Consider the following 19,777-nt stretch of genomic DNA (forward strand, 5'->3'; position numbering starts at 1 on the left):
GTCCAGCATGTCGCAGGCGGGCCGGGCCGACGAGCCGGTCCTACAGTGACCGCATGAGCGACGCAGCCGCACCGAGCGAGGGGGAGCGGCGCGCGATCGCCGGCCTCGAGGCCTCGGGGATCGAGTTCGAGGTGACCCGGCACGGACCGGTGCAGTCGCTGGCGGAGGCCGCCGAGGCCCGCGGGATCGACCCGGCCGGCATCGTGAAGACGATCGTGGTGCGCCGCGGCGACGACGACTTCCTGTTCGTCCTGGTGCCCGGGGACCGGACCATCTCGTGGCCCAAGCTGCGCGCGCTGCTCGGGGTCGCCCGCCTGTCGATGCCGGACGCGGACACCGCCAAGGACGTCACGGGCTACGTGCGCGGCACGATCACGCCGTTCGGCTCGCTGGTCGACTGGCCCGTGGTCGCCGACTCGCGGGTCCCGACGCGCACGGTCTCGATCGGGGCCGGCGCCCACGGGGTCGCCGCCAACGTGGACGGCGGCGAGCTGGTGCGCGCGCTGGGCGCGACCGTCTCGGACGTCACCGACCCCGAGGGCTGAGCCCTACTTCACGACGAACGTCGTCGGCCGGACCGTGAGGATGACGCGCTTGTCCGCGTCCTTGATCTCGTAGTCCTCGCCGTACCGCTCCTGCAGCGACTTGTAGAAGCTGGCGACCTCGTCGTCGGGCACCGTCGACTCGACCACGCCGCGCACCTCGAGCGACCGGTAGCCGTCCTCCGGGTCGTGGATCGACGGGGCGATGCGGGGCTCGACCTGGAGGTTCTTGAACTTCTGCCGGGTCGACGTGTGCGTGAACCGCAGCACCTCGCCGTCCCAGACGAACCACATGACGCTGCTGTGCGGGGACCCGTCCGGCGCGACCGTCGCCAGGTGCCCGAAGAGCGGGCGTTCGAGCAGGTCGGCGTGGCTGGCGGGGAGCTCGGTGGAGGCCATGAGCCGAGGCTAGCTCGGTCCGCGGGGCGAGTCCTGGGGAACCCATCGAGGGCCGGGTCCGTTCCACATCTCGGATGGCGCACGCCGCTCCGGCGGGTAGCGTCATCCCGCCGGAACGGAGCTCCGGCGAGGACCTGGGGGCGAGAACTGAGGAGCGATGGACCTGATCGAGCACTCGGCCGCGGCCGGGACCATCCGGGTCGATGCCCAGGAGGACCGCACCGTGATCGTCCTGGTCGGTGAGATCGACGCGGCGCTGCGCGACGAGGCGAGCGCCTGCATGGGGCTGGCCCTGGTCACCGGCAACCCCGTGGTCGTCGACTCCACGCACGCGACCTTCATCGACTCGTCGGGCATCGCGTTCGTCCTGCAGCTCCACCTCGCGGCGTCCGAGGCGCACATCCCCGTGACCCTGCGGGACCCCCACCGGGTGCTGCGGGACGTCCTCGACATGGTGGGCCTGTCCGGGGAGCTGCCCGCGACCCCCTGACCGACACCCCGGCCCGGTCGGCCGGTGTGTCGGTGGGCTGGTTTACGTTCGCCGCATGCGGTTGTTGCACACGTCGGACTGGCACCTGGGCCGGACGCTGCACGGGGTCGATCTGCTCGACCACCAGGCGGCGTACCTGGAGCACCTGGTCGACGTCGTGCGCGCGGAGCAGGTCGACGCCGTGGTCGTCGCGGGGGACGTGTACGACCGCGCGATCCCGCCCGTGGAGGCCGTGACGCTGCTGTCCGAGACGCTCGCGCGGCTGGCCGAGCACACGACCGTCGTCGTGACGTCGGGGAACCACGACTCGGCGACCAGGCTGGGGTTCGGGTCGGCCGTGATGCGGGAACGGGTCCGGCTGCGCACCCGGGTCGCCGGTCTGGTGGAGCCGGTGGTGCTTGCCGACGACGACGGCGAGGTGCTGGTGTACGGCATCCCGTACCTCGACCCCGACTTCGCCCGTGTCGAGCTGGCCGACGGCCCCGACCCGCTGGCGCGATCGCACGAGGCGGTCGCCGTCGCCGCGATGCGCAGGGTCTGGGCCGACGTCGAGGCGCGCGCCGGGTCCGCCCGGCCCCGCACCGTCGTCGCCGCGCACGCGTTCGTCATCGGGGGCGCGCCCACCGAGTCCGAGCGCGACATCCGGGTCGGCGGCGTGGACCAGGTGCCGGCCGGGGTGTTCGCGGGCGCCGACTACGTGGCGCTCGGGCACCTGCACGGGCCGCAGGGCCTCACGGGTCCGGAGGGCACCACCCTGCGGTACAGCGGCTCGCCGCTCGCGTACTCGTTCTCGGAGCAGCACCACGCGAAGTCGACGGTGCTGGTGGACCTGTCCGGCGGCCAGGTGCGCACGTCTCTGGTGGCCGCCCCCGTCCCGCGTCGCCTGGCCGACGTGACGGGAACGATGGAGGAGCTGCTCGGGGCCGCGGGGGAGAACCACACGGACTCCTGGGCGCGCGTGACCGTCACGGACGCGCACCGTCCCGAGGACCTGTACCGGCGCGTGAAGCAACGGTTCCCGCACGCTCTCGTGATCCAGCACCGCGCGGCGGAGCCGGCGCGCGGACCACGGCACTCTGTCATCACCGCGGCGCACGACCCGCTCGACGTGACGGCCGACTTCCTCGCGCACGTCACCGGGCACCGGCCGACGCCGGCCGAGGCCGACGTGCTGCGGCGGGCCTACGAGGACGTCGCGGCGATCGAGCGGAGCGCCTGATGCACCTGCGCTCCCTCACGGTCCAGGCGATCGGACCGTTCGCCGGCCGGCACACCGTCGACTTCGACGCGCTCGGCCAGGCCGGGCTGTTCCTGCTCGAGGGTCCGACGGGGTCCGGCAAGTCGACGCTCATCGACGCCCTGGTCTTCGCGCTCTACGGCAAGGTCGCCTCCAGCGAGGCGTCGGAGGACCGGCTGCGCTCGGCGTACGCGGCGGACGACGTGGAGAGCATCGTCGACCTGGTCTTCGAGGTGCCCTCCGGCGTGTACCGGGTGCGGCGCACGCCGGCGTACCAGCGTGCCAAGCGGCGCGGGGCAGGCACCACCACGGCGAACGCGACGGTGAAGGCCTGGCGGCTGCCGGCCGGCGTCGAGCTCGACCCGAGCACGCTCGACGCCGTCGGGGTGCCGCTGGGCAACCGGCTGGACGAGGTCGGCGCGGAGATCCAGAAGGCCGTCGGTCTGGACCGCACCCAGTTCGTGCAGACGATCGTGCTGCCGCAGGGCGAGTTCGCGCACTTCCTGCGCGCGAAGCCCGAAGAGCGTCGCGGCCTGCTGCAGAAGATCTTCGGCACCGAGGTGTACGAGCGGCTGCAGCAGCGGCTCGCGGAGCTGCGGCGGGAGGGCGACCGTGCGTGCGAGGCGACCCGGACCGCACTCGCGTCCGGGACGTCGCAGCTGGTCGGCGCCGCGCGACTGCCGGCCGAGGAGGCCGCGGAGCTCCGGTCGGCGATCGACGCGGCCGTCCTGCGTCACGACGACCTGGTGGCCCACGTGCGGTCCGCGGTGCTCGCGAGGACCGAGGTGCTCGACACGCTGGCGGCGACGGCGCGCTCCGCGGCGGGCGCGACGGACGCCGTGCGGCAGGCGGCGCGCGCGCACCTCGACGACGTGACGGCGACCGATGCCCTGCTGCGCCGCCGGGACAGCCTGCGCGCGGAGCGGTCGGCGCTGGACGAGTCCGCGGACCTGAACGCCGAGGCGATCCTCCGGCTCACCGCCGCGCGGGCGGCGCAGGCGGTCCGTCCCCTGCTGCTCGGCGCCGAGCGCGCCCGCACGGCCCTCGACGCCGCCCGCAAGACCGTCACCGCCGCGCTCGACGGGGCACCGCCCGACATCGCGGCGCCACCCCGTGGCACCGACCTGCGGACGCACGTGCAGGCCGAGGGTCGGTCGGCGGTCGAGCTGTCGGCGGCGCTGGGCCGGCTGGTCGACATCGAGGCCGGTCTGGAGTCCCGCCGCCGGGCCGTGCGCGCCGCGCGGCACGCCATCGACGACCTGGTCGCCGCGATCGCGGCTGACGACCAGTGGCTCGCCGCCCGACCGTCCGCACGGGCCGCCCTGCTCGGCGAGCTCGAGGCGGCACGCGCGATCGCCGGCACCCGGGGGCACCGCGAGGCAGCGCTCGCGGCGGCGGCCGCGCTCGTGAGCGCCCACACCGAGCTGGCCACCACCGAGCGCTCGCTCGCGGAGGTCACCGCGGCACGGACCGCCGCCGGTGCCACCGCGACGCGGGCGCTGGAGGTCGAGCGGGACCTCCGTGCCGCGCGGATCGCCGGCCTGGCCGGAGAGCTCGCTGCCCGGCTCGACGACGGAGACGCGTGCCCGGTCTGCGGTTCGGTCGAGCACCCCGACAAGGCGGTCCTCGGCGCGGACCACGTGTCGGCCGAGCAGGTCGAGCGGGCGGAGGACGAGCGGGGTCGCGCCGAGGACCTGCTGCAGGAGGCCGCCGAGAGGTGCATCGTGCTGGGCGAGCGGGTCGACGCGCTGCGCGCCCGGGTCGGCGCGGTCACCGCCGACGACGCCGTCGCGTTGACGGAGGCCGCGCGGAACGCCCTGGCCGAGGCCCGGACCGCCGACGTGGACCTCAGCCGGTTGGCCCCGGCCCTCGACGGCTTCGACGCCCAGACGCGCGAGCGCGAGGCGGAGCGCGGGGCGGCCGTCGCCCGTCTGGCGGGGGACCGTGCGGCGCTCGAGGTCACGCTGCTCGACCTCGGCGCGGCCGAGGCGGAGGTCGTCACCGGCCGCGCCGACCACCCGACGGTCGCGGCCCGCCACTCGGCGCTGCTCGAGCGCGCGGCGGCGTCGGTCGCGGTGCTGGACGCCCTCGTCGAGCAGGACGCCGCCCAGGAGGAGGCGAGCCGGCGCGAGGACGAGCTGGCGGCGGGGCTGCACGAGCACGGCTTCGCGTCCGAGTCGGAGGCGAACGAGGCGGCGGTCGAGGCTGCCGCCCTTGCCGAGCTCGACCGGATCGTGACCACGTACGCGGCCCGGCTCGACCGCGCGACCGCGGGGTTGGCCGAGCCGGCCATCGCGGCGCTGGACGACGAGCTGGTGGTGGACGTGGTGGGCGCGCGGGCCGACGAGGCAGCAGCACGGGCCGCCGCGGAACGGGCTGGGGGCGAGGCGCGGGTCGCCGAGGAGCGCTCGGCGGCGTCCGGTGCCGCGGCCGCCGAGGTCGTCGGCGCGGCAACCGCACTCGCCGACGCGCTGGACGCCGCCGGGCCCGTCTCGCGCCTCGCCGACCTGACCGGCGGTGGTGGCGGCGACAACCCGCACCACCTCTCGCTGGCCACGTTCGTCCTCATGCGGCGCTTCGAGGACGTCGTCGCGGCCGCCAACGACCGCCTCCTCGTCATGTCCGACGGCCGGTACGAACTGGTGCGCAGCGACGAGAAGGAGGACGTGCGCGCGCGGAACACCGGCCTGGCCATGCGCGTGGTCGACCACCAGACCGGGCACCCGCGCGACCCGCGCACCCTGTCCGGCGGCGAGACGTTCTACGTGTCTCTGTGCCTGGCGCTCGGCATGGCCGACGTCGTCACGGCCGAGGCGGGCGGCATCGACCTCGGCACCCTGTTCGTCGACGAGGGCTTCGGCTCGCTCGACCCGCACACGCTCGACCAGGTGCTCGCCGAGCTCGGCCGCCTGCGTGCGGGCGGCCGGGTGGTCGGGGTCGTCTCGCACGTCGAGGCGCTCAAGCAGTCGATCGCCGACCGCATCGAGGTCCGCCCCACCTCCGAGGGCCCGAGCATCCTCACCGTCCGCGCGGGCTGACCGCTAGAGCGAGCGCGTCACCAGGCCCAGCCGCGTGAGGCGAGCTCGACCTCTTCCCGGAAGCGTTCCGACGGGTCACCCTTGGCGACGACCTGGACCTCGACACCGGCCAGGTGGCACGCCTCCGCCAGCAGCTGGTCGTACGCGAGCTGCGAGGCGATGATCCGCTCGGCCCGCGCGAACGTGTGCGGGTCCAGCTCGAGCGAGCGGACGTGGTCGGCGACGATGCCCAGCCGCTCCTGCACGCGCAGCGTCATGAACGGGTCGTACTCCGGCTTGCGATCCCGACGGAGGCGGGCGGCGAGGTGCTCCAGGTGGCCGGCCACGGCCGTACGCCATCGCGGCGGCTCGTCGGGCGAAGGGAACAGCTGCCAGATCGCCCCGAAGACGAGCGCCGGAATGAAGAAGACAGCGGCCAGAGCGAGCCAGGTCATCGGGCGTCCTTCATCGCATGCGTACCGCCCAGGCTAAGTCGCGACTGTGACGCACGCCACAACAATCCGGGGATGCGAGGTTGCGATGTGATGACGGCGCGCTCGAGCTCGCTCGCGCGCGGCCGCCGCGGCGGCTCAGCCGGGGCAGGGCACCGCATCGTGCTCGTCCTCAGGTGAGCGGCCGGTCCCCGACCGGCCCTCAGCCAGGACCACCGTGCGCACGCGCTCGCGGACCGCCGACTCGCGCTCGACGCCCGCGCCGACGAACGGCACGCCCACCGTGGCGGGGAGGTCGGGATCCGCCTCGGCGGCGGCCACGACCGACTCGGCCTCGGCGACCGGGCCGCGCGCCCAGGAGCGGCGCACTCCGAGCAGGAGCACCGACGCCACGACGATGACGCCCGCCATCACGCCGGCCATGGTCACGGCGGTCGGCGTGCCCCCGATGCTGGTGAGCGGGGCGATGAACGCGCCGAGCCCGAACTGCAGGGCGCCGAGCAGCGCGGCGGCAGAGCCGGCGCGGTGCGGGTTGGCGGCCAGCGCGATGGCGGGCGCGGACGGCAGCACGAACCCGGCGGTGCCGAGCGTGAGCACGAGCAGGACCGTGACCGGCCAGAAGGGCGCGCCGAGGAGCGTCGTCGCGAAGAGCGACAGGCTGAGCACCAGGCCGACGGCGACCGCGCCGGACAGGACCTGCTCGGGGCTGAACCGGCCGACGAGTGCCCCGTTGACCTGCGAACCGACGGTGATCGCGACGGCGCCGGCGGCGAAGACCCAGCCGAACTGCTGGGGCGACAGGCCGTAGCCGTCCTGGAACACGAACGTCGACGACGCGACGTAGGTGAACATCGCGGACAGGTAGAACGCCGACATCAGGGCGAGGCCGAGGAACGGCAGGTCAGTGAGCAGGTCGCGGTAGGTGCGCAGGGCCGCGCCTGTGCCGCCGGTCCGCCGCAGCTGAACGGGCAGCGACTCGCGCAACGTGAACGCGGCGACGACGAGCAGGATCGCGCCGGCCGCGGCGAGGAAGACGAAGATCAGCCGCCAGGAGCCCAGGAGCAGCAGCTGTGCGCCGATGGTCGGCGCGAGGATCGGGGCGACCCCGACCACGAGCATCAGGCGCGCCATGACCTTGGAGACGGCGAGGCCCTCGTAGCGGTCGCGGACGATGGCCAGCGACAGCACCATCCCGGCGGCCGCGGTGAAGCCCTGCACGAACCGCAGCGCGGTGAACGCGGTGATGTTGTCCACGAGGGTGAGCCCGACGGACGCGAGCACGTAGACGCTGAGGGCGCCGAGCAGGGGCCGGCGCCGGCCGAAGGCGTCGGAGATCGAGCCGAACAGCAGCTGGCCCAGCGCGAGGCCTGCGAGCGACGCGGCGATGGTGAGCTGGACGGCCGCGGCCGGAGCGTGGAGGTCCTCGGCGATCTGCGGGAACGCCGCCAGGTAGGTGTCGAACGTCAGGGGGCCGATGGCGGTGAGCGCCGACAGCAGGAGGACGAAGCCGACGCTCACACGCGTCGCGGGGATCCGGGCCATGACAGCCCCAAGGTTGCGGAGCGCAAGCATCTTCCCGGGGTGTCCAGCACGTGGGACGGATCACGTGCCGATCGTGACCAACGTCCGTCACGGACGGTCGTCGGGGTGCCGATACTCAGGGGGTGACGGGACCGACGGGCGACGCGTGGTGGGACGACGACCCCGTCGCCGACCCTCGCGACGCGCCGTCGCCGACGCCGTCGCGCGCCCCGTGGGGCCGCGCCCGGATCTCCGGCGTCGTCGGTCTGGCCGTCGTCTCTCTGCTCGGGCTGACCTCCGGCTGGTCCGGCGCCGTCATGTTCGCGAGCGTCTACGTCGGCATCACCGCGCTGTACGCCCTGGTGCGCCGCCGCTCGTGGCTCGGCAGCCCGATGGCCCGCGGCGCCTCGGCCGCGCTGCTCGCGGGCTCGATCGTCGCGCTGGTGGTCACCGCGTCCGTGGCCGCACCGCCCGCACGGGACACCGCCGTCCCGCCGCTGGCTCCGGCCACGCAGAGCCCGACCTCGACCTCGACCGCCGCCCCGGGCGCGACGCCGAGCCCGACGGACGAGTCCGCGGCACCGCCCGAGCCCGAGCCGACGCAGGACCTCACCCCGACCGCCCAGCCGGAGACGGCTCTGGCCACCGCGATGCTGCTGCCCGTGAAGGGCCGGGCTCCGAAGACGGGCTACGACCGCGACCTGTACGGCCAGGCGTGGAAGGACGTCGACCGCAACGGCTGCGACACCCGCAACGACATCCTGCGCCGGGACCTGGTACCCCAGGTGATCAAGGACGGGACCAACGGCTGCGTGGTGGCCTCGGGGACGCTCCAGGACCCGTACTCGGGGGAGCCCATCGCGTTCGTGCGCGGCGAGGGCACGTCGTCGGCCGTGCAGATCGACCACGTCGTCGCGCTCTCCGACTCGTGGCAGAAGGGTGCCCAGCAGTGGGACGTCGGGAAGCGCGAGGCGTTCGCCAACGACCCGCTGAACCTGCTGGCGGTGGACGGTCCGCTGAACCAGCAGAAGGGTGACGGGGACACGGCGACCTGGCTGCCCCCGAACACGGCGTACCGGTGCGCGTACGTGGCGCGGCAGGTGGGCGTGAAGTACACGTACGGGCTCTGGGTGACGCAGGCGGAGCAGGACGCGATGGTCCGGGTGCTCTCGACCTGCCCGGCGGAGCCCTTGCCCGTCGGCTCGGCGGTGCCCCCGCTCGCGGTCGTCGAGGAGGCGCCGGCCGCCGTCGCGCCCGCGCCGGTGGTCGAGGCACCCGTCGTCGTGGCGCCACCCGCCGCGGTCACGGGCCCGTTCGCGAACTGCACCGAGGCGTGGGCCGCCGGCGCGGCGCCGGTGCACGTCGGCGACCCCGGGTACGCCCCGAAGCTGGACCGCGACAACGACGGGATCGGGTGCGAGAAGCGACCCTGATCGGCACGGGGGGTCGCCGACCCCTAGCGTGAAGCCCGTGAGCGGACGCGGTGTGGTCGTCGGGGTGGTTGCGGTCGTGGTGGTCGTCGGTGGCGCGTTCGTCGCGGACCGGGTGACGGAGTCGGTGGCCGAGCAGCGGGTGGTCGCTGCCATCGAGCAGAACCTGGACGGCGTCGTCGGCGAGCCGACGGTCGAGCTCGGCGGGTTCCCCTTCCTCAACCAGCTGCTGGCGGGGTCGATCGACGACGTCACCGGGCAGGTCGACGGGGTCACGCTGGAGGGCATCAAGGCCACGGACGTCACCATCGACGCGCAGGACGTGAGCACGTCGGAGCCGTACACGGTGGGCTCCGCGACGATCGAGGCGACGCTGCCCACGGCGTCCATCGAGCAGATCGTCAAGGACCGGTCCCAGCTCGACATCGCCGTCGCGGTCGACGGGAACGCCCTCACCGCGTCGGGCAAGGTGCTCGGCCTGACGCTGGCTGCGAACCTGGTGCCTCGGGTCGAGGACGGGAAGCTGCTGGTGAACGTCGAGAACGTGCAGATCGCCGGCCTGACCGTCTCGGTCGAGGACCTGCCGAGCGCCATCGGGAAGCGGCTGACCGACGTGGAGATCCCGGTCAGCGGGTTGCCCGAGGGCCTGGTGCTGTCGGAGGCGACCGTGGTGAGCACCGGGGTGCGGATCACCGCGACCGGCACGGACGTCGTGCTGCCCACCGAGGTGCCCCCGGCTGGGTAAGGTCCGTGCTGCCCGCCCGCCCGGTCGGACGACGACGGACGAAGGACCCCGCCCGTGGACTGGCTCGGCGACGCCTGGCACGACATCACGACGCCCCAGCCGGTGCCCTCGAGCACCGCCGTGCTGCTCACCGCCGCGGGGGTGCTGCTGATCCTCGTCGTGCCGGTCGCGTGGCACGTGGCGCGGCACGGGCTGACGATCGTGCACGAGGCCGCGCACGCGGGGGTCGCGGTGCTGGTCGGCCGACGCCTCTCCGGGATCCGGGTGCACTCCGACACCTCGGGGCTCACGGTCTCGGTGGGCAGGCCGCGGGGGCCGGGCATGGTCGCGACGGCGGCCGCGGGCTACCTCGGGCCGGCGGTGCTGGGCGTGGGCGCGGCGTGGCTGCTGTCTCGCGGGTACGCCGTCGCGCTGCTGTGGATCCTGCTGCTCGTGCTCGTGCTGGTCCTGGTGCAGATCCGCAACTGGTACGGCCTGTGGTCGGTGCTGGTGACCGGCGCGCTGCTGGTCGTCGTCACGGTGTGGGGGTCGCCGACCGTGCAGGGCGTCGCCGCCTATGCGATGACGTGGTTCCTGCTGCTCGGCGCGCCGCGGGCGGTCCTCGAGATGCAGTCGGAGCGTCGCCGGGCGCGTCGGCGGGGCGTGCCCGACACCTCCGACGCCGGCCTGCTCGGCCGCCTGACGCACCTGCCCGGCGGCCTCTGGGTCGCGATCCTGCTGGTCACGTGCCTGGCGGCGCTCGCGCTCGGCACGATCTGGCTGGTCGGGCTGCAGCTCTAGCCGGTCGGGAACGCGTACCGCATGATCGGTCGCTCCGGCGACCGGCGGGCGACCTCGACGAAGCCGGCGGCCGCGAACGTCGTCGCGTAGCCCATGCTCGTCGAGCTGGGGGACACCGACCCGTCCAGCGGATAGGCCTCGACGGCCGGCGCCCCCGCCCGCCGCGCGAGGTCCACCGCGCCGTCGACGAGCGCGGCCATGACGCCCGCGCGGCGCCGGCCCTTGCGCACGTAGAAGCAGCTGATCGACCACACGGGCACGTCATCGACGCGCCGCAGCCGCCACGGGGCGTCGAGCGCCGGGACGTCGTCGCGCGGCGTGACCTGGCACCAGCCGACGGCGAGGCCGTCGATGAGCGCGAGCAGCCCCGGCGGCGGGCCGTGGTCGACGACGGCGTGCAGGTCGGCGCGGTTCTGCGCCGCGGGGCGCTGCCGGTACGACGGCCCGACCCGGTACGCCATGCACCAGCAGCGGCCCGCCGGTCCGCCCTGGTCGAGGAGCTCCTCGAGTGCCGGCCAGAGGTCGGGCGTGAGGGGGACGACGTCGATCACGCCGTCCACGCTGCTCCGGGCGTGTTTCGTCGTCAATCCCGCGCCACCGCAGGCGGCATGATCGAGCCGTGATCCTGGTGCGGGGTGGCCTGCTGGCCGAGGGCGAGCTGGTCCGGGCCGACCTGCGGGTGGACGGCGACCGCATCACCGAGATCGGCCCCGACCTGCCGGTCGACGGTGCCGACGTGCTCGACGCCGACGGCCTCGTGGTGCTGCCGGGGTTCGTCGACGCCCACGCGCACGGCGACGCGGTGGTGCTCGAGCCGGACGTCCAGGCGGCGCTGACGCACCAGGGCGTGACGACGGTGGTGCTCGGTCAGGACGGCGTCTCGTTCGCACCGTCGCCTCCTGGGTCGGGTGCCACCGAGTACGCGTCGCGGTACTTCGCGGCCATCAACGGCGCGCACCCCGGGTTCGGCGGCGGGTCCGTGGCCCAGCTGCTCGACACCTACGACCGCACGACGACGGTCCACACCGCCTACCTGGTCCCGCACGGGACGATCCGGTACGCGGTGATGGGCGTCGCCGACCGGCCCGCCCGGCCGGACGAGGTCGCGGCCATGGTCAGCCTGCTCGAGCAGGGTCTCGACGACGGTGCCCGGGGGATGTCGACCGGGCTCGAGTACGCGCCGGCGTCGTCGGCGGACCGGGCCGAGCTGGTCGCCTTGTGCCACGCCCTCGCGCGCCGGGGCCGCCCGCACGTCTCGCACATGCGCGGCTACGAGGACATGGCCCACGCCGCGCTCGCGGAGCTGCTCGACCTGGCCCGGACGACCGGCGTCGGCACGCACGTCTCGCACTACCACGGGCCCGCCGTGCGGCTCGGTCCGCTGGTCGACGACGCCCTGGACGAGGGGCTCGACCTCACGTTCGACGCGTACCCGTACCTGCGCGGTGCGTCGATCCTCGCGCTCGTGGCCCTGCCGGACTGGCTGCCGCTGGCGGACGCCGACCGGACCCTGGCGCTGCTGCGCGACCCGGCCGTCGTCGAGCGCCTGCCCGCCCGCGACGACATCTGGCCCCGCGTGACCCTGGCGTTCGCCCCCGGCGCGCCGTGGGCCGAGGGGCTGTCGCTGCTCGAGGTCGCCGCGCGGCTCGGCCTGACACCGGCCGACGCCGCCCTGCACCTGCTGGTCACGACGAACCTGCAGGTCGGGTGCGTGTTCGCGCAGCCGCCGACCAACACCGACGAGTCGATGCGCGCCCTGCTCCGGCACCGGGCGCACTGCGCCGGGTCGGACGGCATCTACCGCGGCGGCCACCCGCACCCCCGCGGCTGGGGCACGTTCGCGCGGTTGCTGGGCCGGCACGTGCGCGAGCTGGGCGACTGGGACTGGCCCACCGCGGCGCGGCACCTGTCGACCACGGCCGCCGGACGGTTCGGCCTGGCGGACCGCGGGCGCCTGGTCGTCGGGCACCGGGCGGACCTCGCGGTCGTCGACCCGTCGACGGTGGCCGACCTCGCCACGTACGACGAGCCGCGGCGCCTCGCGACGGGCGTGCGGGCGGTGCTCGTCGACGGCGTCCCCGCGCTGCGCGACGGCCGCCTCACCGGCGCGCTGCCCGGCCGGCCGATCCGGGGGTGAGGAAGACTGTCCCCGTAGCGCTCACCACCGAGAGGCAGTGCGATGACCCGCGAGAAAATCAGCACCCCCGACGCACCGCAGCCCGCGGGCAACTACTCCCAGGGGATCCGGCTGGGCAACCTCGTGTGGACCGCGGGCTTCGGGCCGCAGCACCCGGTGACCGGCGAGATCCCCGAGTCGGTGGCGGACCAGACCCGGCAGGTGCTGCGCAACGTCGAGGCGACGCTGGCCGCGGCCGGTCTCGACCTGGGCGACGTGGTGAAGACGACCGTCCACCTGGCCGACCTCGCGGACTTCGCGGAGTTCAACGAGGCCTACGGCGAGTTCTTCCCGTACCCGAAGCCGGCGCGCACCACGGTGGGGTCCCAGCTGGCGGGGATCAAGGTCGAGATCGACGTGGTCGCGGGGCGCCTCACCTCCGACGACGACTGATCGGAACGGTCAGAACGCTGTGGTGACGACGTCGACCACCCGGCGGTCGGCGTCGAGGACCGGGATCACACGCCACTTGTCGAAGGCCGTGCACGGGTGCGAGATGCCGAGCTCGAGCAGGTCGCCGACGCACAGGTCGGTGCCGGACCCCTCGAGGTAGGCGTGCTGGTCGTTGGTGCGCGTGACGGTCCAGCCGTCGATGGCGACGGGCGGCTCGCCGGCGCGGTGCCGCCGGAGCGCGACCGGGAGCCCGGAGTCGTACGGCACGTCGCGCTTGCCGGCGCCGACGATCGCGAGGCCGTCCTCGGGGGTCGACGAGACCTGCGCCCAGATCCGCAGCGCGGGGTGCAGGTCCCCGACGATCCGCGTGAACGGCGTCGACGCGACGTAGGTGCCGTGGTCGTGGGTCACGTAGGAGCCGGAGCGCAGGATCGTCGTGCTGGGGATGCCGGCCACCTGCGAACCGCCGAGGACGTCGGCCACGGCGTCGAAGTAGGCCGATCCGCCGGCCGACAGGACCACGTGCTCCCGCAGCAGCCCCGCGCCGACCAGCATCTCCGCGACGGCGAGGACCTCGCCCAGGAACTCCCGGGCGGCGGCGAGGTCGGGCAGCCCGCCCTCGTACGCGCTGACGCCCGCGAGCTCGATGCCGGGGGTCCGGGCGACGCGCTGTGCGACCACCAGCGCCTGGTCGCCGGTGCGGACCCCGGTGCGTCCGGCGGCGTGCCCGACCTCGAGCAGCACCCGGACCCGCCCGCCGTCGAGCGCGGCCGCGGCGATGTCGACCGCCTCGACCGAGTCGACGCAGAACAGGATCTCGGCGTCGGTGGTCGACGCGATCCAGCGCAGCACGGTCGGGTCCAGGACCTCGTTGGCGACGAGCAGCCGCCTCACGCCGAACGAGTGCGCGGCGAGCAGCTGGTTCCCGGTCGCCACGGTGATGCCCCAGGCGCCCGCGTCCAGCTGGGCGGCGAAGAGCTCGGGCGACATCGTCGTCTTGCCGTGCGGCGCGAACGCCAGGCCGTGCGCCGCGGTGAACGCGGCGAGCTCCGCGATGTTGTGCGCGAGGGCGTCGGCGTCGAGGGTCAGCGCGGGCCACGTCAGCGACCCGTCGAGCAGCGTGTGACCGGCCGCGACGAACTCGGACCGGGTCACGGGCGTCGGGGCCCAGACGCCCTTGGTGGTCGGGCCGAGGAGCAGGGGAGGCAGGCGCAGCGTCATGGTGGCTTCACCGTACCGACGACGCAGCGGCCCAGCTCCCGGTCCAGGGCGTCGCGCTCGGCGGCCGTGACCCAGAGGCCGTAGGCCGCCTTCACGCGGACCTGCCGCAGCGCGTAGACGCACCGGTACCCGCGGTTCGGCGGCAGCCACGTGGCGGCGTCGCCGGCGCCCTTCTCCTGGTTGGCCGGCCCGTCGACGGCGAGCAGGTTGGCCGGGTCGTTGGCGAAGGCCTCGCGCTCGGCCGGCGTCCACGCCTGCGCCCCGGTCTGCCAGGCGTCCGCGAGCGCGACGACGTGGTCGATCTGCACGTCCGCCGAGCCGGGCCCGCGGGCGAAGGCGATGGGCACGCCCGTGTACGGATCCTCGAGCGTGCCGCTCAGCACCACGCAGGCGTCGACGACCGTGCCGACGAGGTCGCGGCGCAGCACGTCGTTGCGGGTGTCGCAGCCGTTGCGGTCGACGTCCGCCCAGGCCTGCCCGAACCGCTCGCGCGTGTAGCCCGTGCTGGGCGCCCGGCCGCGGACGGCGAGCCCGGCGAGGGCCGTGCGACCGGTMGCGAGGTCGTCGGCCGTCACCGCGTACCGCGCCGCGACCCGCGCCTGCGACCACGCGGGTGCGCCGGCGCCCACCGCGACGCAGACAACGAGCGCGAGGAGCCACGGCAGGAGTCGCCGGCTGTCCATCGGCCCAGGGTGGCCGGGGGCCCACCGCGCGGTCGGCCGCCCTGGGGACGGCGGGGGCTGTGGGCGGCTCGGCTTGACTTCGAGCGCACTCGAAGAGCGACCATCGACGCCATGAGCGTCGTGACGGAAGCGGAGAGGGCGAGCGTCTCTCTGAGCATCGCGGAGGCGGCGGAGGCCACGGGTCTGACCACCCACACCCTGCGCTACTACGAGCGCGACGGGCTGCTGCTCGACGTGGTCGACCGGGCGTCGTCGGGCCACCGGCGGTACTCCGAGGAGGACCTCGGCTGGATCCGGATGGTCACGCGGCTGCGGGGCACCGGCATGCCCATCCGGGAGGTGCGGCAGTACGCCGACCTGGTGCGGGCCGGCGCCGGCAACGAGGACGAGCGGCTCGCGCTGCTGCGGGCGCACCGCGACCGCGTGCGGCTCCAGCTGGTCGAGGTGGCTGCCCACCTCGATGCGATCGGGCTCAAGATCGACCTGTACGAGCGGACGACCGACAACGAGCGCACGATCGCCACACCGGCCTGACACGACCTCCGCACCTCGGCACGTACGGTCGCTGTCGTGCCCGAGAACCGCGACCCGCGTGACGTCCTCGCAGCGAACCCTTCCCGTGAGGAGCCGCCCGGCCGTCGGCCGCGCACTCGGCTGGTCGCCGGTCTCGCGGCCGGCGGGCTCGTCGTGCTCGGGCTGGCGGTGAGCCGGATCCAGCACCCGCTCGCCGACCCCGCCGGGGACGCGGTCTACGCCGCGTTCGTCTACGCGCTGGTGGTGGTCGTCGCGCCGCGGGCGAGGCCCGTCCCGGCGGCGGCGACCGCGTTCGCCCTGTGCGTGCTGGTCGAGCTCGCGCAGCTGACCGGGCTGCCGGCACGGATCGTCGACGCGGTCCCGGCGGCCCGGTACGTGCTGGGCACCACGTTCGCGGCCGTCGACCTGCTCGCCTACGCGGCGGGCGTCGCGGCCGCCGCCCTCGTGCGGCGGGTGGCCGCTGTGCCACGCTGACGGGGACAGGACCCGACGAGCGGGGGGCCGATGGACCCGTCCTACACGCTGGCCGTGCGGCTGGCCTGCGAGTTCATCGGCACGGCGATCCTCATCATCCTGGGCAACGGCACGGTCGCGAACGTGCACCTCAAGGGCTCGAAGGGGTACCGCGGCGGCTGGTCGCTGATCGCTATGGGCTACGGGTTCGGCGTGATGATCCCGGCGATCATGTTCGGCGGGATCAGTGGCAACCTGATCAACCCCGCGTTCACGCTGGGTCTCGCCACCTGGGGGCTGTTCCCGTGGTCCGAGGTCGCGCCGTACATCGTCGCGCAGATGCTCGGCGCGATCGCCGGCCAGTGCGCCATCGTCGTGACCCACAAGCCGTACTACGACCAGACCACGGACCCCGAGGACATCCTGGCGACGTTCTCCACGATCAACGCCGCCCACTCGCGCCTCAACGGTTTCCTCAGCGAGCTGCTGGGGTCGGTGATCCTGTTCTCGTGCGCGCTCGCGATCGTGCACTCGCCCCTGACGGCGAACGAGCCGGCGGTCGCGCACCTCGCCCTCGGCTTCTTGGTGTGGGGTCTGGTGGCCGGGCTCGGCGGCCCGACCGGGCCGGCGCTGAACCCCGCGCGTGACCTGGGCCCGCGCCTCGTGCACGCGGTGCTGCCGCTGAAGAACAAGGGCTCGTCGCAGTGGGACTACGCGTGGGTGCCGGTTGCGGCCCCGATCCTGGGCGGGATCATCGGAGTCGGCGGCTGGTACCTGCTGCTGGGCTGACGGCGCACGTGACCATGGGGGTGGGCACATGGCAGGGAGCACGAGCATCTTCCGGCGCAAGTCGGTCGAGGACTCGCTCGAGGAGTCGCTCGACCCGGACCGCGCCCTGCGGCGGACCCTGACCACCTGGGACCTCATCGTCCTCGGGGTGGCCGTCGCGGTCGGCGCGGGCATCTTCTCGGTGGGCGCCACCGCCGCGGCGAACTACGCCGGGCCGGCCGTCATCGTCTCGTTCCTCATCGCCTCGGTCGTGTGCGGGCTGGCCATCATGTGCTACGCCGAGTTCGCCTCGACACTGCCGGTCGCCGGGTCCGCCTACACGTTCTCCTACGCCTCGATGGGGGAGCTTGTCGCCTGGATCATCGGGTGGGACCTGATCCTCGAGATGCTGCTGGGCTCGGCGGTCATCGCGAAGTTCTGGGGCGTGTACCTCTCGGACGCGTTCGGCCTGTTCGGCATCGACGTGCCGACGACCCTGACGCTGCGACCGGTCGACGTCGAGTGGGGACCCGTGGTGATCGTCGGGATCTTCACGGCGCTGCTCGCCCTCGGCACCAAGCTCAGCACGCGCGTGAACAGCGTGTTCACCGTCATCAAGGTCGCAATCACGCTCTTCGTCATCGTCGTCGGGTTCTTCTACGTGAACACCGCGAACTACACGCCGTTCGTGCCGCCGTCGCAGCCGGCACCCGGGCGGACGTCGCTGGAGCAGCCGGTCTTCGCGTTCCTGTTCGGGCTCGAGCCCACGGCGTACGGCGTGATCGGCATCCTGTCGGGGGCCGCCCTGGTGTTCTTCGCGTTCATCGGCTTCGACGTCGTCGCCACCACCGCCGAGGAGACCAAGGAGCCGCAGCGCACGGTGCCTCGCGGCATCCTCGGCGGCCTCGCGATCGTCACGGTGCTCTACGTCCTGGTGACCGTCGTGGTGACGGGGATGGTCTCGTACACGGACCTCGCGGCGGCGGACACCCCGTCGCTGACCACGGCGTTCGTGCTGGTGGGGGCCGACTGGGCGGGCCGCGTGATCTCGGTCGGCATCCTCGTCGGCCTCACGTCCGTGCTCATGGTGCTGCTGCTCGGCCTCACGCGCATCGTCTTCGCCATGAGCCGCGACGGCCTGCTGCCCCGCGGCGCATCGCGGACCTCGCACCGGTACGGCACGCCGGTCCGGCTGCAGATCGGGGTGGGCGTCGTCGTCGCCGTGATCGCCGGGCTGTCCGAGGTGGAGCTGCTCGAGGAGATGATCAACATCGGGACGCTGTCGGCGTTCGTGCTGGTCAGCTTTGGCATCCCGATCCTGCGGCGCACGCGGCCGGACCTGCCGCGCGGGTTCCGGGTGCCGTGGTCACCGGCGCTTCCGATCATCGCCGGCGTCGCCTGCCTGTGGCTGATGGTCAACCTCACCACGCTGACCTGGCTGCGGTTCCTCGCCTGGCTGGCCGTCGGGATCGTCGTCTACTTCGCGTACTCGTACCGCCACTCGCTGGCGGCGCAGCGCTCTAGCCCGCCACCGGCTCCAGCACGAACACCGGGATGAGCCGGTCCGTCTTGGTCTGGTAGCCCGCGTAGGCCGGCCAGACCTCGGTCGCGCGCGCCCACCACTCGTCGCGCTCGGCGCCGCTGGTCTGGCGCGCGACGTAGTCCTTCTTCACCGCGCCGTCCTGCAGCTCGACGTGCGGGTGCTCGACGAGGTTGCGGTACCAGGCCGGGTTCTCGGGGGTGCCGCCCTTGGACGCGACGACGGCGTACCGGCCCTCGTGCTCGACGCGCATGAGCGCCGTCTTGCGGAGCCTCCCGCTCGTCGCGCCCACGGACGTCAGCACGATGACGGGCTTGCCCTGCAGCGTGTTCGCCTTCTGGCCGTCGGAGGCCTCGTAGGCCTCCGCCTGCTTGCGGGCCCACGCGGACGTGCTCGGGAGGTACTCACCGGTGAGGGGCATACCGACCCGAACGGCTCGGCCGGGCACGCGCATTCCCGCGGACCTCAAGTGGCGGGCACGGCCGACCGATGACGGGAGTCACAGAGAGCGCGCTCAGCGCTCGCACAGGACGGAGTCCAGCCTTGAAGTTCAACCCGCCGCCGAACTGGCCGACGCCCCCCGAGGGGTTCAAGCCCGAGCCCGGCTGGACGCCCGACCCGTCGCTCCCCGCCCCGCCGCCCGGCTGGCAGCTCTGGGTTGACGACGACGTCGCCCTCGCGGGCGAGACCACCGAGGGGACGCGCCACTACAAGCAGGCGATCACGTCGTTCTGGGTCGGCGTCGGCTTCTTCCTGGCCGGCGCGATCTCCACGATCGTCACGTCGAACTCGACGACGGGCGTGTACTGGTACGGCGGCATGATCGTCGGCATCATCGCGCTCGTCCGCTCGTTCAACGCGTACCGGTCGGCCCGCAAGGACGGCGCCCCGGCGCTCACGGGCGTCGCCAAGACCGTGGCGATCGTGGGCCTGGTGCTCGTGGTGGGGTCGGGCGCCACCGCCGCGGCCTCGTTCTTCGGCCAGGAGAGCCTGTCCGCGACGGCCGGGTCGTGCTGGCACATCGACGACGACCAGAACGCGCTGCTCGTCTCGTGCGACGACACGCACGAGTACAAGGCCGTCTCCGAGGTCTCGAACCTGGACGAGTGCCCGGACGTCTACCTCGAGGGTGACGACGCCGGCAGCTACCTCTGCCTCGAAGAGGACTGACCACGCGCGATGCCCCCGGTCGGCTGACCGGGGGCATCGTCGTCACTTCTTCTGGTCGTCGAGGTAGCCCTTGGCCTTGTCGACGACGCTGTCGACGATCCCGTCCTGGCTGTCGCTGGTCTTCGCCTTGACGGCCTCGGCCGCCTTGTCGAGCACGTCCTTGGCCTGCTCCTCGTGCCCGTCGACGGCGGCCTTCGCCTGGTTGACCAGATCCTCGATGCCCATG

Annotated in this window: 22 protein-coding genes; 14 read left to right on the forward strand and 8 right to left on the reverse strand. The window is 73.8% G+C overall.

Annotation, left to right across the window (positions count from 1 at the left end; genetic code table 11):
* The first annotated feature begins 53 nt into the window (after positions 1-53).
* Positions 54-545 carry an aminoacyl-tRNA deacylase gene (locus tag AC1DT4_RS03115; RefSeq protein ID WP_477088300.1) on the forward strand — a complete coding sequence of 164 codons (492 nt, stop codon included), beginning with the start codon at positions 54-56 and terminating at the stop codon, positions 543-545.
* A 3-nt stretch (positions 546-548) separates the two neighbouring features.
* Here AC1DT4_RS03115 and AC1DT4_RS03120 read toward each other — a convergent pair whose 3' ends face one another.
* Positions 549-941 (reverse strand): PPOX class F420-dependent oxidoreductase, encoded by a 393-nt coding sequence (locus AC1DT4_RS03120; protein WP_477088301.1) that lies wholly within the window; start codon positions 939-941, stop codon positions 549-551.
* Positions 942-1,098: 157 nt separating this feature from the next.
* Between AC1DT4_RS03120 and AC1DT4_RS03125 the strand changes: the two genes are divergently transcribed.
* The 3 genes from AC1DT4_RS03125 to AC1DT4_RS03135 are packed head-to-tail and all read left to right on the forward strand — an operon-like array spanning position 1,099 to position 5,706.
* Positions 1,099-1,431 carry an STAS domain-containing protein gene (locus tag AC1DT4_RS03125; protein WP_477088302.1) on the forward strand — a complete coding sequence of 111 codons (333 nt, stop codon included), beginning with the start codon at positions 1,099-1,101 and terminating at the stop codon, positions 1,429-1,431.
* A 55-nt stretch (positions 1,432-1,486) separates the two neighbouring features.
* On the forward strand, positions 1,487-2,650 hold the full coding sequence (locus tag AC1DT4_RS03130) for an exonuclease SbcCD subunit D (RefSeq protein WP_477088303.1): 1,164 nt from the start codon (positions 1,487-1,489) through the stop codon (positions 2,648-2,650).
* Positions 2,650-5,706, forward strand: coding sequence for an AAA family ATPase (locus AC1DT4_RS03135; protein WP_477088304.1), 3,057 nt, complete (start codon positions 2,650-2,652; stop codon positions 5,704-5,706). Before AC1DT4_RS03130 ends, AC1DT4_RS03135 begins: the two co-directional genes overlap by 1 nt.
* 17 nt (positions 5,707-5,723) lie before the next feature.
* Here the strand turns inward: AC1DT4_RS03135 and AC1DT4_RS03140 are convergent, their stop codons facing one another.
* Positions 5,724-6,140 (reverse strand): hypothetical protein, encoded by a 417-nt coding sequence (locus AC1DT4_RS03140; RefSeq protein WP_477088305.1) that lies wholly within the window; start codon positions 6,138-6,140, stop codon positions 5,724-5,726.
* A gap of 135 nt (positions 6,141-6,275) precedes the next feature.
* Positions 6,276-7,679: a multidrug effflux MFS transporter gene (locus tag AC1DT4_RS03145; protein ID WP_477088306.1), complete on the reverse strand. Its 1,404-nt coding sequence runs from the start codon at positions 7,677-7,679 to the stop codon at positions 6,276-6,278.
* Between the two features lie 122 nt (positions 7,680-7,801).
* Here AC1DT4_RS03145 and AC1DT4_RS03150 point away from each other — a divergent pair, with 122 nt between their 5' ends.
* From AC1DT4_RS03150 to AC1DT4_RS03160, 3 genes are read left to right on the forward strand one after another with little or no spacing between them, the layout of a single operon-like run.
* Positions 7,802-9,091, forward strand: coding sequence for a GmrSD restriction endonuclease domain-containing protein (locus AC1DT4_RS03150; protein WP_477088307.1), 1,290 nt, complete (start codon positions 7,802-7,804; stop codon positions 9,089-9,091).
* A gap of 37 nt (positions 9,092-9,128) precedes the next feature.
* Positions 9,129-9,833 carry an LmeA family phospholipid-binding protein gene (locus tag AC1DT4_RS03155; protein ID WP_477088308.1) on the forward strand — a complete coding sequence of 235 codons (705 nt, stop codon included), beginning with the start codon at positions 9,129-9,131 and terminating at the stop codon, positions 9,831-9,833.
* 54 nt (positions 9,834-9,887) lie between these two features.
* On the forward strand, positions 9,888-10,613 hold the full coding sequence (locus tag AC1DT4_RS03160; RefSeq protein ID WP_477088309.1) for a M50 family metallopeptidase: 726 nt from the start codon (positions 9,888-9,890) through the stop codon (positions 10,611-10,613).
* Here AC1DT4_RS03160 and AC1DT4_RS03165 read toward each other — a convergent pair.
* The gene (locus AC1DT4_RS03165) at positions 10,610-11,164 is read right to left on the reverse strand and encodes a GNAT family N-acetyltransferase (protein ID WP_477088310.1); all 555 of its coding nucleotides are present in this window, start codon (positions 11,162-11,164) and stop codon (positions 10,610-10,612) included. The two genes, AC1DT4_RS03160 and AC1DT4_RS03165, sit on opposite strands and share 4 nt — an antisense overlap.
* Positions 11,165-11,232: 68 nt before the next feature.
* Here AC1DT4_RS03165 and AC1DT4_RS03170 point away from each other — a divergent pair, with 68 nt between their 5' ends.
* Positions 11,233-12,750: an N-acyl-D-amino-acid deacylase family protein gene (locus AC1DT4_RS03170; protein WP_477088311.1), complete on the forward strand. Its 1,518-nt coding sequence runs from the start codon at positions 11,233-11,235 to the stop codon at positions 12,748-12,750.
* Positions 12,751-12,792: 42 nt separating this feature from the next.
* Positions 12,793-13,182 carry a RidA family protein gene (locus AC1DT4_RS03175; protein WP_477088312.1) on the forward strand — a complete coding sequence of 130 codons (390 nt, stop codon included), beginning with the start codon at positions 12,793-12,795 and terminating at the stop codon, positions 13,180-13,182.
* A 9-nt stretch (positions 13,183-13,191) separates the two neighbouring features.
* On the opposite strand, the gene AC1DT4_RS03180 is transcribed toward AC1DT4_RS03175, so the two are convergent.
* Positions 13,192-14,403: an alanine racemase gene (locus AC1DT4_RS03180; RefSeq protein ID WP_477088313.1), complete on the reverse strand. Its 1,212-nt coding sequence runs from the start codon at positions 14,401-14,403 to the stop codon at positions 13,192-13,194.
* A complete protein-coding gene (locus AC1DT4_RS03185) occupies positions 14,400-15,086 on the reverse strand; it encodes an HNH endonuclease family protein (protein ID WP_477088314.1) in 687 nt (228 codons plus the stop codon). Before AC1DT4_RS03185 ends, AC1DT4_RS03180 begins: the two co-directional genes overlap by 4 nt.
* 111 nt (positions 15,087-15,197) lie before the next feature.
* Here AC1DT4_RS03185 and AC1DT4_RS03190 point away from each other — a divergent pair, with 111 nt between their 5' ends.
* From AC1DT4_RS03190 to AC1DT4_RS03205, 4 genes are read left to right on the forward strand one after another with little or no spacing between them, the layout of a single operon-like run.
* Entirely contained in the window at positions 15,198-15,620 is a 423-nt protein-coding gene (locus AC1DT4_RS03190; protein ID WP_477088315.1) for a MerR family transcriptional regulator, read from the forward strand.
* A 36-nt stretch (positions 15,621-15,656) separates the two neighbouring features.
* Complete coding sequence (locus AC1DT4_RS03195; protein ID WP_477088316.1) at positions 15,657-16,094, forward strand: ribosomal maturation YjgA family protein; 438 nt, start codon at positions 15,657-15,659, stop codon at positions 16,092-16,094.
* A 30-nt stretch (positions 16,095-16,124) separates the two neighbouring features.
* Entirely contained in the window at positions 16,125-16,862 is a 738-nt protein-coding gene (locus AC1DT4_RS03200; RefSeq protein WP_477088317.1) for an MIP/aquaporin family protein, read from the forward strand.
* Between the two features lie 28 nt (positions 16,863-16,890).
* Positions 16,891-18,399: an amino acid permease gene (locus AC1DT4_RS03205; protein ID WP_477088318.1), complete on the forward strand. Its 1,509-nt coding sequence runs from the start codon at positions 16,891-16,893 to the stop codon at positions 18,397-18,399.
* Here AC1DT4_RS03205 and AC1DT4_RS03210 read toward each other — a convergent pair.
* Entirely contained in the window at positions 18,362-18,802 is a 441-nt protein-coding gene (locus tag AC1DT4_RS03210) for a nitroreductase family deazaflavin-dependent oxidoreductase (RefSeq protein ID WP_477088319.1), read from the reverse strand. The two genes, AC1DT4_RS03205 and AC1DT4_RS03210, sit on opposite strands and share 38 nt — an antisense overlap.
* A gap of 122 nt (positions 18,803-18,924) precedes the next feature.
* Here AC1DT4_RS03210 and AC1DT4_RS03215 point away from each other — a divergent pair, with 122 nt between their 5' ends.
* Positions 18,925-19,551, forward strand: coding sequence for a hypothetical protein (locus AC1DT4_RS03215; RefSeq protein ID WP_477088320.1), 627 nt, complete (start codon positions 18,925-18,927; stop codon positions 19,549-19,551).
* Positions 19,552-19,593: 42 nt separating this feature from the next.
* Here AC1DT4_RS03215 and AC1DT4_RS03220 read toward each other — a convergent pair whose 3' ends face one another.
* Positions 19,594-19,776, reverse strand: coding sequence for an antitoxin (locus AC1DT4_RS03220; protein WP_477088321.1), 183 nt, complete (start codon positions 19,774-19,776; stop codon positions 19,594-19,596).
* Position 19,777: the final 1 nt, after the last annotated feature.

The sequence above is a fragment of the Cellulomonas sp. P4_D11 genome (assembly GCF_056401915.1).